Origin of the sequence: Kitasatospora sp. NPDC048407 (assembly GCF_043200475.1) — a bacterium.
Taxonomy (GTDB): Bacteria; Actinomycetota; Actinomycetes; order Streptomycetales; family Streptomycetaceae; genus Kitasatospora.
Genome location: NZ_JBICXW010000018.1, coordinates 119,029 through 133,378, shown reverse-complemented (window position 1 = coordinate 133,378; position 14,350 = coordinate 119,029). Strand labels below are relative to the sequence as shown.

1 protein-coding gene is annotated in these 14,350 nt (G+C 76.7%); it reads right to left on the bottom strand.

Going from position 1 to position 14,350, the window contains the following annotated elements; translation table 11 throughout:
• Positions 1-3 precede the first annotated feature (3 nt).
• Complete coding sequence (locus ACGFWJ_RS27955; RefSeq protein ID WP_392954569.1) at positions 4-14,289, bottom strand: type I polyketide synthase; 14,286 nt, start codon at positions 14,287-14,289, stop codon at positions 4-6.
• Between the last annotated feature and the right edge of the window lie 61 nt (positions 14,290-14,350).

Below are 14,350 nucleotides of genomic sequence, written 5' to 3'. Positions count from 1 at the left end.
CTCTCAGACGTTCCCGAAGTCGTTGTCGATCAGGGCGAACAGCTCGTCCGCTGTCGCCGTTTCGGTCACCGTGGCGGTGTCGTCCACCGCCCCGGGAGGCACTGCCCCGCCGCCCGGCGCCCTGCCGCCCGGTGCGCCGGCGCGCCTGCGCCAGCCGCGCAGCAGTTCGTCCAGTCGTTCGCCGACCCCGTCGCTGTCGGCCGTTCCGGGCGGGGCGGCCGTGAGGAGCGCGGCCAGCCGGTCCAGCTCGGCCAGCAGCGGCGAGGGCGGTTCGGGCGCGGCGGACAGCTCCGCGTCCAGGTAGGCGGCGAGCGCCTCGGGCGTCGGGTGGTCGAAGACGGCCGTCGGCGGGACGGCCAGCCCGGTGGCCTCGCACAGCGCGTTCCGGAACCGCACCGCGAGCATCGAGTCGAAGCCGACCTCGGCGAAGGTACGTTCCGGGCGCACCGGGCCGGTTCCGGGATGGCCGAGGACCGCGGCCGAGTGCCGGACGACCAGGTCGAGCACCGCCTGCCGACGGGCCCGCCGGTCCAGCGGGGCCAGGCGGGCGGCCAGCCGTTCGGCGGGGGTCCCGTCGTCGCCCGCGGCCTCCGGTGCCTCCTCGGCCGGCACCGCCGTGGTGGCGGCGGCCGTCCGGCCCGGGGTGGCCAGCCAGTACCGGTCGCGCTGGAACGGGTACGTCGGCAGCAGGACGGGGGCCGGGCCGGGGGTCCCGGTCCAGGGCGACCAGTCCACCGGACCGCCGCCGGCCGCCCACGCCTCGGTGAGCGAGGCCAGCAGCCGGTCCCGGCCGCCGTCGCCGCGCCGCAGCGTGCCGACCGCCGACACCTCCCGCCCGGCCTCCGCGGCCACCGCCTCGATCCCGGCGAGCAGCACCGGGTGCGGGCTGACCTCGACGAGCAGGGTGTGGCCGGCGTCCAGCAGGGTGCGGGTCGCTCCGGCGAAGTCGACCGGTTCGCGCAGGTTGCGGTACCAGTAGGCGGCGTCGAGCGATTCTCCGGCGACGGGTTCGCCGGTCACCGTCGAGTAGAGCGGGACGGCCGAGGCGCGGGGGCGGATCCCGCCGAGGGCTTCGCGCAGTTCGTCCTCGATCTCGGCGACCTGGGCGGAGTGGGCCGCGTAGTCCACCGGGATCGCCTTGGCCCGGACGCCTTCCCGCTCGCAGGCCGCGAGCAGGGCGGCCAGTTCCTGGGGCTCCCCGGCGACGACCACGGCTTCGGGGCCGTTCACGGCGGCCACGCACGCGCGTCCGCCGGCGGGCAGCAGGCCGGTGGTCCGCTCGGCGGAGGCGGCGACCGACACCATGCCGCCGCGTCCCGCCAGCCTCAGCAGCGCCCGGCTGCGCAGCGCCACCACGAGGGCCGCGTCGTCGAGCGACAGCGCTCCGGCGACGCAGGCGGCGGCGATCTCGCCCTGGCTGTGCCCGACGACGGCGTCCGGGGTGACCCCGGTATCGCGCCAGTGCGCGGCCAGCGCGACCATCACGGCGAAGAGCACCGGCTGGACGACGTCCACGCGCTCGAGCGTCGGCGCACCGGGCGCGCCGCGCAGCACCTCGGTCAGGGACCAGTCGGTGTGCGGGGCGAGCGCCCGTTCGCAGTCGGCGATGGCGGCGGCGAACGGCGCGGAGGTGTCGAGCGCCGCCGCGGCCATGCCGGCCCACTGCGAGCCCTGGCCGGGGAAGACGAAGACCGTGCGGCCGCCGCGCGCCCGGTCCTGCACGGCGTCGGGGGCGGGTTCGCCCGCCGCGAGGGCGTCCAGCCAGCCGAGCAGCGCGGCGCGGTCGCGGCCGGTGGCGGCCGCCCTAAAGGGCAGGGCGGGGCGGGTGGTGGCGAGCGCCCGGGCGGCCGCGGCGGCGCCCGCGTCGGGGTCGGCCCGCAGGTGCTCGCCCAGTCGGCGCGCCTGGCGGCGCAGGGCCGCGGGGGTCATGGCGGAGAGCAGCCAGGGAACCGTGGTTGCGGGGTCATCGGCCGGGTCGCCGGGCGGCGGGCCGTCGGCGGTGGCGGGTGCTTCCTCCAGGACGGCGTGGGCGTTGGTGCCGCTCATGCCGAACGCGGAGACGCCGGCCCGGCGCGGCCGGCCCCCGTCCGGGGCGTCCCAGGGGCGGGCGTCCGCGAGCAGCCGGACCGCGCCGGCCGACCAGTCCACCCGGCTGGACGCCTCATGGGCGTGCAGGGTGCCGGGGAGCACGCCGTTGCGCAGGGCGAGCACCGTCTTGATGACGCCGGCGACTCCGGCGGCGGCCTGGGTGTGCCCGATGTTGGACTTCAGCGAACCCAGCCACAGCGGGCGGTCGGCGGGCCGGTCCTGGCCGTAGGTGGCCAGCAGGGCCTGCGCCTCGATGGGGTCGCCGAGCACGGTGCCGGTGCCGTGCGCCTCGACCAGGTCGATCTCGGCGCCGGACAGTCCGGCCGTGGCCAGCGCGGCCCGGATCACCCGCTGCTGCGCGGGGCCGCTCGGGGCGGTGAGGCCGTTGCTGGCACCGTCCTGGTTCACCGCGGTGCTCCGTACCAGCGCGAGAACCGGGTGCCCGAGGCGGCGCGCGTCGGAGAGGCGTTCCACGAGCAGGACGCCCACCCCTTCGCCCCACCCCGTGCCGTTCGCCCCTTCGGCGAAGGAGCGGCAGCGGCCGTCGGGCGACAGGCCCTGCTGGCGGCTGAACTCGACGAAGACGTCCGGGCTCGCCATCACCGCGGCGCCGCCGACCAGGGCGAACGAGCAGTCGCCGGCGCGCAGTGCCTGGCCGGCCAGGTGCAGTGCCACCAACGAGGACGAGCAGGCCGTCTCCACGGTCACGGCGGGGCCGCCGAGGCCGAGGGTGTAGGCGATCCGGCCGGAGGCGACGCTGGTGACGGTGCCGCTGAGCAGGTGCCCCTCGACCTGGTCGGACGGGTCCTGCGGGCCGGTGCCGTAGCCCTGGGAGGCGACGCCGACGTAGACGCCGCCCTCGCTGCCGCGTACCGACGCGGGGTCGAGTCCGGCCCGCTCCAGGACCTCCCAGCTGGTTTCGAGCAGCAGCCGCTGCTGCGGGTCCATGGCCAGGGCCTCGCGCGGCGAGATGCCGAAGAACTCCGCGTCGAACTCGGCCGCCCCGTCCAGGAATCCGCCGCCGGTGGTGTAGAAGGTGCCCGGGTGCAGGGGGTCCGGGTCGTAGAGGTCCTCCAGCGGCCAGCCGCGGTCGGTGGGCAGCTCGGCGACCGCGTCCACTCCGTCGGCGACCAGCCGCCACAGGTCCTCGGGCGAGCGGACGCCGCCCGGGAACCGGCAGGCCATCGAGACGATCGCCAGGGGTTCGTCGGCCGCCGCGGGATCCGCCGCGGTCGCGCTGGTCGTGCCGGTCGTGTCGTCGGCACCCGGTTCCGTGCCGCTCAGCCCGGCGAACAGGTGCTCGGCGAGGGCGGCCGCCGTCGGGTGGTCGAAGACGGAGGTGAGCGCGAGCGGCAGGGCGGTGGCCGCGACCAGCCGGTTGCGGAGTTCGACGGCGGTGAGCGAGTCGAAGCCCGCCTCGCGGAACGGGCGGTCGGCGGCGAGGCCGACGGCCGACTCGTGGCCCAGCACGGCGGCCGCTTCGCTCCGGACCAGCTCGGTCAGCAGTTTGCGGCCCTCGGGCCCGGACAGCCGGTGCAGCCGGTGCGACCACGAGGGGTCGCCGCCCGTACCGGGTGCGGACCCGACAGAAGTGTCCGCGGGGCCGCCGTCCGCCGTCCGGTACTCCGCGGCGGCGGGCAGGCCGCGCAGCAGCGCGCTCTCCCGGACCGAACCGAAGGTGGGCGCGAAGCGGCTCCAGTCCAGCTCGGCGACGACCGCTTCGCCCTCGTCCAGGGCCAGCGCCAGGCCGAGCGCGGACAGCGCCGCCGCAGGGTCCATCGGCACCAGCCCGTGTCGGCGCAGGCCGTCGCCGACGGCTCCCTCGGCCATGCCCGCGCCGGCCCAGGGGCCCCAGGCCACCGAGGTCGCCGGCAGGCCCCGGCCGCGCCGCGCCGCGGCGAGGCCGTCCAGGTAGGCGTTGGCCGCCGCGTACGCGCCCTGGCCGCCGCTGCCCCAGGTGCCCGAGATCGAGGAGAACAGCACGAAGGCGTCCAGTTGGCGGCCTTCGAACAGGGCGTCGAGGTGGGCCGCGCCGCGCGTCTTGGCCGCCGTCAGCAGGGCCAGTTCCTCCGGCGTGCAGTCCATCAGCGCGGTGTCCGAGGTGAGTCCCGCGGTGTGCACCACGGCCCGTACGGTGTCGCCCTCGGCGTGCAGCCGCTCCAGGACCTGTTCCAGCGCGGTGCGGTCGGCGACGTCGCAGGCCAGCACGGTGCTCCGGGCGCCGAGCGCCGCCAGGGCGTCGACCAGCGCGTCGGCTCCCGGGGCCTCGGGGCCCCGCCGGCCGAGCAGGACCAGGTGGTCCGCGCCGCGCTCCGCGAGCCAGCGCGCCACCTGGGCGCCGAGGCCGCCGGTGCCGCCGGTGACCAGGACCGTGCCGCGCGGCGTCCACGGTGCGGGTGCGGGTGTCGCGGGCTCCGGCGCGGGGACGAGCCGGCGGCCCAGCGGTACCGGCACGCGCACGGCCACCTGGTCCTCGCCGTCCAGTCCGGCCAGCACCGCGCACAGCCCTTCCAGCGCGGGCCCGTCCAGCAGCTCCGGCAGGTCGACCAGGCCGCCCCAGCGCAGCGGGTGCTCGAGGGCCGCCACCCGGCCCAGGCCCCACACCTGGGCCTGCTCGGGGCGGACCTCCTCCGTGCCGTGGGCCGCCACCGCGCCGCGGGTGGCGCACCACAGGGGTGCGTCGATGCCGCTCCCGCCCAGGGCCTGGATCAGCAGCAGGGTCCCGGTCAGGCAGGCGTCGAGCGTCCGCAGGCCCGGGTGCGGCCCCTCGGCCAGGGCGAGCAGCGACAGGACGCCCTCCAGGGAGCCGAACTCCGGGAGCAGCGAGGCCAGTTCGGCGCGTTCGACGGCGGCCCCGACCCGGATCACGACCACGTCGGCGCCGTGTCCGGCGAGGGCCTGTTCGCAGGCGAGCGCGGTGTCCTCGGCGCCGGGTCCGTCCGGGACGACGAGCAGCCAGCGGCCGGAGAGGCGGGGCTCCGCGGGCGCGGTGAGCGGCTCCCATCCGATGCGGTAGCGGTGCGGGCCGGCGGGGGCCGCGATTCCCCGGCGGCCGCGCCAGGCGGCGGGGGCCGGGTCCGGCGCGGCCACCGGCCAGAAGCGCCGGTGCTGGAAGGCGTAGGTGGGCAGGTCGACCCGCCGCACGTCGGTGCCGCTCCAGCCCGCCGACCAGTCCACCGCCACGCCGCGCAGGTGCAGCGAGGCGAGTGCGGTGCGGACCGCGTCCGACTCGCCGCGGTCCCCGCGCAGCAGCGGCACCGCCCCGGGGCCGCCGGGGGCGGGAACGGAGCCGCCGGGGGCGGGAGCGGAGCCGCCGGGGGCGGAGTCGGAGTCGGCTTCGGGGAGGCAGGCGTGGAGCATGCCGGACAGCACGCCGCCCGGTCCGAGTTCGAGGTACGTGGTCGCGCCCGCGGCCCGCAGTTGGCGGGCCCCTTCCAGGAAGCGCACGGTGCCCCGGGCGTGCCGCACCCAGTGGTCGGGGGAGCGGAGTTCCGCAGCCGTGGCCGTGCGCCCGGTCAGGTTGGAGACGATCTCGATGCCGGGCGCGTGGTAGGTCAGCGACTCGGCCACGTCCCGGAACGCGTCGAGCATGCCGTCCATCCGGGCGGAGTGGAAGGCGTGGCTCACGCTCAGGCGCCGGGTGCGCCGGCCGCGGTCGCGGAACGTCCCGGCCAGGCGGCGTACCGCGTCCTCGTCACCGGACAGGACCACGGAGGCGGGCCCGTTGACGGCGGCGATGTCCACCGCGTCCCGGTCCTCGGCCGACAGGGCCTGGCGCACTTCCTCCTCGCCGGCCTCGACCGCCACCATCGCCCCGCCCTCGGGCAGTTCGTCCATCAGCCGGCCCCGGGCCGTCACCAGCGCGCAGGCGTCGGGCAGGTCCAGCACGCCCGCCGCGTGGGCGGCGGCGAGTTCGCCGATGGAGTGCCCCATCAGCAGGTCGGGCCGCACGCCCCAGTGCCGTACCAGCCGGAACAGCGCCGTCTCCAGGGCGAACAGCGCGGGCTGGGTGTACCGGGTGCGGTCGAGCAGTTCCGCGTCGGGGGTTCCGGGTTCGGCGAACAGGAGGTCGCGCAGGTTCAGGTCGAGGTGCGGGTCCAGGCCGGTCAGCACCTCGTCGAGGGCGTCGGCGAACACCGGGTCCTCGCCGTAGAGCTCCGCGCCGGCTCCGGCCCGCTGGCTGCCCTGTCCCGGGAACAGGAAGGCGGTCCGGCCGGGGCGCACGCCGCCGCCGGTGAGCAGTCGGCCCGCCGTCGTGCCGCGCGCGAGCGCGGTGAGCGAGCGCCGAACGGACGCCCGGTCCCGTCCCAGGACGGCGGCCCGGTGTTCGAGCGGGGCCCGTCCGGTGGCCAGCGAGTAGGCGACGTCCACCAGTTCGACGTCCGGGTCGGCGTCGAGCCGGCCCACCAGCCGGCCGGCCTGGGCCCGCAGGGCCTCCGGTGTCCTGGCCGAGAGCAGCAGCGGCACGGGCGGGCCGGTACGGCGGGCGGTGGGGGTGGCGGTGTCCGCGGCGAGGGCCATCGTGGCGGCGGCGGGGGTGGCGGCCGGGGTGTCCGTGGTGGGGGCGGCCGGGGTGTCGGTCCGGTCCAGGGCGGGCACGGCCGCGATGGCGGGCGCCTGCTCGATGATCAGGTGCGCGTTGGTGCCGCTGATGCCGAACGAGGACACGCCCGCCCGGCGCGGGTTCCCGGTCTCCGGCCACGGGGTGTGCGCGGTGAGCAGGCGGATGCCGCCGTCGGACCAGTCGACGTGCGGGTTCGGCGTCCCGGCGTGCAGGGTTCCGGGCAGTTCTCCGTGGCGGATGGCCAGCACCATCTTCATCACCCCGGCCACCCCGGCGGCTGCCTGGGTGTGCCCGATGTTCGACTTCACCGAGCCGAGCCACAGCGGGCGGTCCGCCGGGCGCTCCGGTCCGTGGACGGCCTGGAGCGCCTGCGCCTCGATCGGGTCGCCGAGCCTGGTGCCGGTGCCGTGGGCCTCGATCGCGTCGATCTGCTCGGCGCGCAGCGCGGCGTCGGCCAGGGCGGCGCGGATGACCTGCTGCTGGGACGGGCCGTTGGGGGCGGTGAGCCCGTTGCTGGCGCCGTCCTGGTTCACGGCGGTGCCGCTGATCAGCGCGAGGACGGGGTGGCCGTGGCGCAGGGCGTCACTGTGGCGCTCGAGCAGCAGCACGCCGGCGCCCTCGCCCCAGCCCGTGCCGTCCGCGTCCGCCGAGAACGCCTTGCACCGTCCGTCGGCGGCGAGCCCGCGCTGACGGCTGAACTCCACGAACAGCCGCGGGGTGCTCATCACCGACACCCCGCCCGCGAGGGCCTGCTCGCAGTCGCCGCGCCGCAGTGCCTGGACGGCCAGGTGCAGCGCCACCAGTGACGAGGAGCACGCGGTGTCGACGGTGAGTGCGGGCCCCTGGAGGCCGAGGACGTAGGACAGCCGCCCGGACAGCACGCTGGCCGTGTTCCCGGTCAGCAGGTGGCCCTCGGACACTCCCTCGGCGCCCTCCAGCAGCGCGGAGTAGTCCTGTCCGTTGGTGCCGATGTAGACGCCGACCTGCCGGTCCTTCAGCGCGGTCGGATCCTGCCCGGCGCCCTCGACCGCCTCCCAGGCGGTCTCCAGGAGCAGCCGCTGCTGCGGGTCCATGGCGAGGGCCTCGCGCGGCGAGATGCCGAAGAACTCGGCGTCGAACTCGGCCGCGTCGTGCAGGAAGCCGCCCTGCCTGGTGTACGTGGTGCCGGGGTGGTCGGGGTCCGGGTCGTACAGCCCCTCGGTGTCCCAGCCCCGGTTCGACGGCCAGTCGCCGACGGCGTCGGTGCCCTGGGAGAGCAGGTGCCAGAAGTCCTCGGGCCGGGCGACCCCGCCGGGGAAGCGGCAGCCCATGCCGACGATCGCGATCGGCTCGTTGCCGACGGGGTCGGCGGTGTCGCTCGCCTCGTCCGGCAGACCCGGGTCGAGGGCCTGGTCCAGGTCCAGTTCCGCGAGCAGCCGGTCGGCCAGTGCCGACGGGGTGGGGTGGTCGAAGAGGACGGTGGCCGGCAGGGCCAGCCCGGTGACGGCGGCGAGCCGGTTGCGCAGCTCCACCGCCATCAGGGAGTCGAAGCCGAGCGCGGAGAACGCCTTTCCGGGCTGGACGGCGGCGACGCCGGGGTGGCGCAGGACCGTCGCCGCTTGGGTGCGGACCAGTTCGGTGAGGGCCCCGACCCGGTCCTCGTGGCGCGGCAGTGCGGCGATCCGCTGCCGCAGGGTGTCGGCGGCGCCGTCGCCCTCCCGGGCCGCCGACGGTGCGGCGGTGTCCTGGGTGGGCCGTGCGGCAGCCGGGTCCGGTATCCCGTCGAGCAGGGCGGTGGACCGCAGGCCGACGGCCGCGGTGAAGCGCTTCCAGTCGACGTCGGCGACCACGACCAGCGCGTCGTCCGCCTCCAGTGCCCGGCCGATCGCGGTGACGGCCGTTTCGGGCTCCATCACCGGCATGCCGAAGTCCCGCAGCCGGCCGGCGACCTCGTCCGCCAGCATGCCCGGTCCGGCCCAGGCGCCCCAGGCCACGGACGTGCCGGGCAGCCCGGCGGCCCGGCGGGCGGCGACGAGTGCGTCGACGGCCGCGTTGGCGGCCGCGTAGTTCCCCTGCCCGGCGTTGCCCACGACGCCCATCACCGACGAGAACACCACGAAGGCCGACAGGTCGAGGCCCGCGGTGGCCTCGTGCAGGTTCCGGGCAGCGGTCAGCTTGGCGCGCAGCACCACGGCGAGCCGCGCGGGGTCCAGCGCGTCGAGCACACCGTCGTCGAGGACGCCCGCCGCGTGGATGACGGCGGACAGCGGGTACCGCGCGGGGATGTCGGCGACCAGCGCCGCCAGGGCGGCCGGGTCGGCGACGTCGCACGCCGCGAAGGCCACCTCGGTGCCCAGCGCCGTCAGTTCCGCCCGCAGCGCGTCCGTACCCGGGGCGTCGGCGCCGCGCCGGCTGACCAGCAGCAGCCGCTCCGCGCCCTGGCCCGCGAGCCAGCGCGCCGTGTGCGAGCCGACGCCGCCGGTGCCACCCGTGACGAGGACCGTGCCCCGCCACCGGGCGTCCGGGCCGCCCGCACGGGCCTTCGGCGGCACGGACGGCGCGGGCCGGAGGCGGCGTCCGTGGACCCCGGTGGAGCGCACCGCCACCTGTTCCTCGTCGGCCGCGGCTCCCGCGAGCACCGCGCACAGGCGGCGGGCGGCCCGTGCGTCCAGCACCTCGGGCAGGTCGACCAGACCGCCCCGGCGGTGCGGGTGCTCCAGGGCCAGCGTCCGGCCCAGGGCGGCGGAGGCGGCCTGACCGACGTGTCCGGGCCGCTCCGCGCCGCCCAGGACAGCCAGTCCCTTGGTCAGCATCCAGAGCCTGGCCCGGATGCCCGCGTCCTCGAGTGCCTGGGCCAGCGCGAGGGTCAGCGCCGGACCACCGGGCAGGTCGGGGTGTTCGGGGTGGGGGCGTTCCTCCCAGGACAGCAGGGACAGCACGCCGGCGATCGGCTGTTCCCCGGCGGTCTCCGTGAGCAGGGCGGCCAGCTGTTCGCGGGTCGCGCCCGGATCGGCGACGACGCACGGGAGGAGGTCGGCCCCGGCCTCGCGGAGGGCGTCCAGGACGGCCGCCGCGTCGCCGCCTTCGGGACGCAGGGCGAGCCAGCGACCGGGGAGGCCGTCCGCCGGCGTGACCGACAGGGGTGCCCAGGCGACGTGGTAGCGCCAGGATTCCGCCTTCCGCTCACGGCTCCTGGCGGAGCGCCAGGTCGCCAGCGCGGGCAGGACTTCGTCCAGGGCGGCGCGGCCGACCCCGAGGATTTCGGCGAGCCGGGCGGGGTCCTGCAGTTCCAGGTCGTCCCAGCGGTCCTCGGCGGGGGCGGCCGGGACGGCGGCGGGGGCCGTCAGCCAGTAGCGGGTGCGCTGGAAGGGGTACGTCGGCAGTTCGACGCGGCGCGCTCCCGGGAAGGCACCCGACCAGTCCCCCCCCAGCCCGCGCTCCCAGCCGCGTCCGACCGCGCGCAGCACCTGCGCCGGGCCGCCCTCCCCGCGACGCAAGGTCCCCAGCACCACGGCATCCGCACCCGCCGCCTCGACCGACTCCCCCACCGCGACGGACAGCACCGGGTGCGGGCTGGACTCGACGAAGAAGCGGTGCCCGGCCGCCAGGAGCGCGCGGGTCGCCTGCTCGAACTCGACGGTCTCCCGCAGGTTGCGGTACCAGTACTCGGCGTCCAGGGCCTTCGTGTCCAACTGGCCGCCCGTGACGCTCGAGTAGAACGGCACCGCAGCGGACAGCGGCACGATGCCGTCCAGATCGGCGAGCAGCTGCTCGCGGACCTCCTCCACGTGCGCGGAGTGCGACGCGTAATCGACCTCGATCGAACGCGCCCGCACCCCCTCCCCCACAAGCTCATCCACCAGCGCCGCGACCGCGTCAGCATCGCCCGAGACCACCGTGGACGACGGGCCGTTCACCGCCGCCACCGACAACCGGCCCGCGATGCGCTCCCGCACCACGTCCACCGGCAACGGAAGCGAGGCCATGCCGCCACGCCCCGCCAACGCGCGGATCGCACGGGAACGCAGCGCGACCACCCGCGCCCCGTCCTCCAGACTCAGACCGCCCGCCACACACGCAGCGGCAACCTCGCCCTGCGAGTGGCCGACCACCGCTTCCGGAACCACACCGAACGAGCGCCACACCTCGGCCAGCGACACCATCACGGCCCACAGCACCGGCTGCACCACGTCGACGCGCGCCAGCAGGGCCTCCGAGCGAAGCGCCTCCGCCAACGACCAGTCGACGTACGGCGCCAGCGCCCGCTCACACTCCGCCATCCGTTCCGCGAACACGGCCGATTCGGCCAGCAGTTCGGCGGCCATCCCGACCCACTGCGAACCCTGACCTGGGAACACCAGCGCCACCCGACCGGAAACCAGCCCGCCGCCGGACACCGCGGCACCCTGCGCCAGCGCCTGCACGCCGTCGAGCAGTTCGCTCCGGTCCCCGCCCACCACCACCGCACGGTGCTCGAAGGACGCGCGCCCCACCGCCAGCGAACAGCCCACGTCCGCCACGTCGAGCCCGGGCTCCGCCGCCACCCGCGCCACCAGCGCCTCCGCCTGCGCGCGCAGTGCCTCGGCGCTGCGCGCCGACACCGGCCACACCACCGGCCCGGGACGCGGGGCGTCCTCCACCGCCTCGGCCGGCACGGACTCCAGGATCACGTGGGCGTTGGTCCCGCTGATGCCGAAGGAGGACACGCCCGCCCGCCGCGGGCGGCCCGTGTCGTCCCAGGCACGAGCCTCCGTCAGCAACCGTCCGGCACCGGCCGACCAGTCCACCTCGGGCGTCGGACCGTCCACGTGCAGAGTCTTGGGCATCACACCGTGCCGCAGCGCCAGCACCGACTTGATGACGCCCGCGACACCGGCCGCAGCTTGGGCGTGGCCGATGTTCGACTTCAGCGACCCGATCCACACCGGCCGGTCCGCCGGCCGCCCCTGCCCGTAGGTGGCCAGCAGCGCCTGCGCCTCGATCGGGTCGCCCAACCGCGTCCCCGTACCGTGCGCCTCCACCACGTCCACGTCCGAGGCGGTCAGCCCCGCGTCCGCCAGCGCCGCCCGGATCACCCGCTGCTGCGACGGACCGTTCGGCGCCGTCAGACCATTGCTCGCACCGTCCTGGTTCACCGCCGAACCGCGCACCACCGCCAACACCGGATGCCCGAGACGCCGCGCGTCCGACAACCGCTCCAGCAGCAACATGCCCACGCCCTCGGCCAGGCCGAAGCCGTCGGCGGCCGCCGCGAACGCCTTGCAGCGACCGTCGGGGGCCAGGCCGCCCTGCCGGCTGAACTCGACGAGCATGCCGACCGTGGACATCACGGTCGCGCCGCCGGCCAGCGCCAGCGAGCACTCGCCGGACCGCAGCGCCCGGACCGCGAGGTGCAGGGCCACCAGCGAGGACGAGCAGGCCGTGTCCACGGTGACCGCCGCCCCCTCGAGACCGAGGGTGTAGGCCAGGCGGCCCGACGCGACGCTTCCGGTGTTGCCGGTCAGCAGGTGGCCGCCCTCGTCGGCGCCCTGTTCGAGGGAGGGGCCGTAGTCCATGGTCATCGCGCCGACGTAGACGCCCGTCGGGGTCCGCCGCAGGGTGGACGGGTCGATCCCGGCCCGCTCCAGCGCCTCCCAGGTGGTCTCCAGCAGCAGCCGCTGCTGCGGGTCCATGGCGAGGGCCTCGCGCGGCGAGATGCCGAAGAACTCGGCGTCGAAGTCGGCCGCGCCGGCGAGCGAACCCGCCTCCCGCTGGTAGTACCGGCCCGGTGTGCCCGGTGCGGGGTCGTACCGTCCGGCGGTGTCCCAGCCGCGGTCGTCGGGCAGCGCGGAGACGGCGTCGGCGCCCGCCGACACCAGCTCCCAGAGGTCGTCGGGGCTGCCGACGCCGCCGGGGTAGCGGCAGCCCATGCCGACGATCACCACGGGGTCGTCGTCCGCGGGCCGCCGCACCGGCTCGACCGCGTCCGTGCGCAGGTCGGGCCGGTCGCCGCCGATCCGGGCGCTGAGGTACGCGACCAGGGCCGCCGGGGTCGGGCAGTCGAAGACGGCCGTCGCCGGGATGCGCAGCGCGGTCGCCGCGCTCAGCCGGTTGCGCAGCTCCACGGCGGTGACGGAGTCGAATCCGAGGTCGAGGAAGGCCACGTCGGCGGGGACCGGTTCGGACCGCCCGGTCACCGCGGCGATCTCCTCGTCCACCAGCCGGGCCAGCGCGGCGCGCCGTTCCGGGGCGTCTATGCCGGCCAGTTCCGCGTACAACGCGCCGCCGGCGTCCCGGCCGCCGCCCGTGCCGCCCGTGCCGCCCGCACCGTCCGGGTCCGCCGGGCCGGGCTCCGCGAGCGCCGCCAGGACCGCCGCCGGCAGCTCCCGTACCCCTGCGGACGGCGCTTCCGGTTCCCGTTCCGGGGTGACACCGTGCACGTACAGGTCGCCGAGCGAGGTCAGGAACCGGCCCGGACCGCCCTGGTCCCGGCGCAGCGTTCCGAGGACGGCGGCCTGCGCGCCGTGTTCCTCCGCGCAGTCCGTGAGGGCGGAGGTCAGCACGGTGTGCGGGCTGACCTCCAGCAGGACGCCGTACCCGTCCCGGAGCAGGGCGCCGGCCGCCTGGTGGAACCGGACAGGGTTGCGCAGGTTGCGGCACCAGTAGTCGGCGTCCAGGACCGGGGCGTCCAGTCGTCCGCCGGTCAGTCCGGAGTAGTAGGGCAGCTGCGGTGTGCGGGGCCGGATCGGGGCGAGGTCGGCGTGCATCCGGGGGACGATCGCGTCGATGTGGGGGGAGTGGGCGGCCAGGCCGACCGCGATCCGCCGTGCGTGCACCCCCTCCGAGGCCAGGTCGGCGAGGAGTTCGGCCGCGGCGTCGCGGTCGCCGGAGACGATCACGGACCGCGGGCCGTTGTGCGCGGCGACGACGAGGCGGCCGTCCCAGCGGCGCAGCCGCGGCTCGACCTCGTCGGCCGGGGCCATGACGGAGACCATGTCGCCCTGCCCGGCCAGGGTCGCCTGGGCCTGGCTCCACAGGGCGACCACCCGTGCGGAGTCGTCCAGGGACAGCGCGCCGCTGACCGCGGCGGCGGTGACCTCGCCGACGCTGTGCCCGAGCACGGCGGCCGGTTCCACGCCGTGGGAGCGCCACAGCTCGGCGAGCGACACCGTCACGGCGAACAGCAGGGGCTGCACCACGTCGGCCCGGTCCGCGGCGGGGGCGCCCGGCGCGTCCGGGTCGCGGAGCACGTCGATCGGCGACCAGTCGGTGAACGGTTCGAGGGCCTGCGCGCACGCGTCCATCCGGTCGCGGAACACCGCGGAGGTGTCCAGCAGGTCCACGGCCATCCGGGGCCACTGCGCGCCCTGTCCGGGAAACACGAAGGCGACCCGGCGGCCCGCCGCGGCGGTGCCCTCGACCAGGCCGGGCATGCTCCTGCCGTCGGCGAGCGCGTCCAGCCGCCGCAGGAACCCGTCCCGGCGGTCGGCCACCAGTGCCGCCCGCCGGCTCCCCTCGGAGGCGGTGCGCGCGAGGGCGAGCGCGATGTCCTGGGGGCTCCAGTCGTCACGACCGGCCAGGTACCCGTGCAGGCCGCGCGCGCCGGCCGCCAGCGACTCCCTGCCGCTGCCGGCCAGTGTCCACAGCAGCGGTGCTTCCGTACCGTCGGGGTGCGCCATCGTGTCTTCGGACTCCTTCACGGCGAGCGGGACCACCGGTCGCCGAACCGTGGCGGGCGCC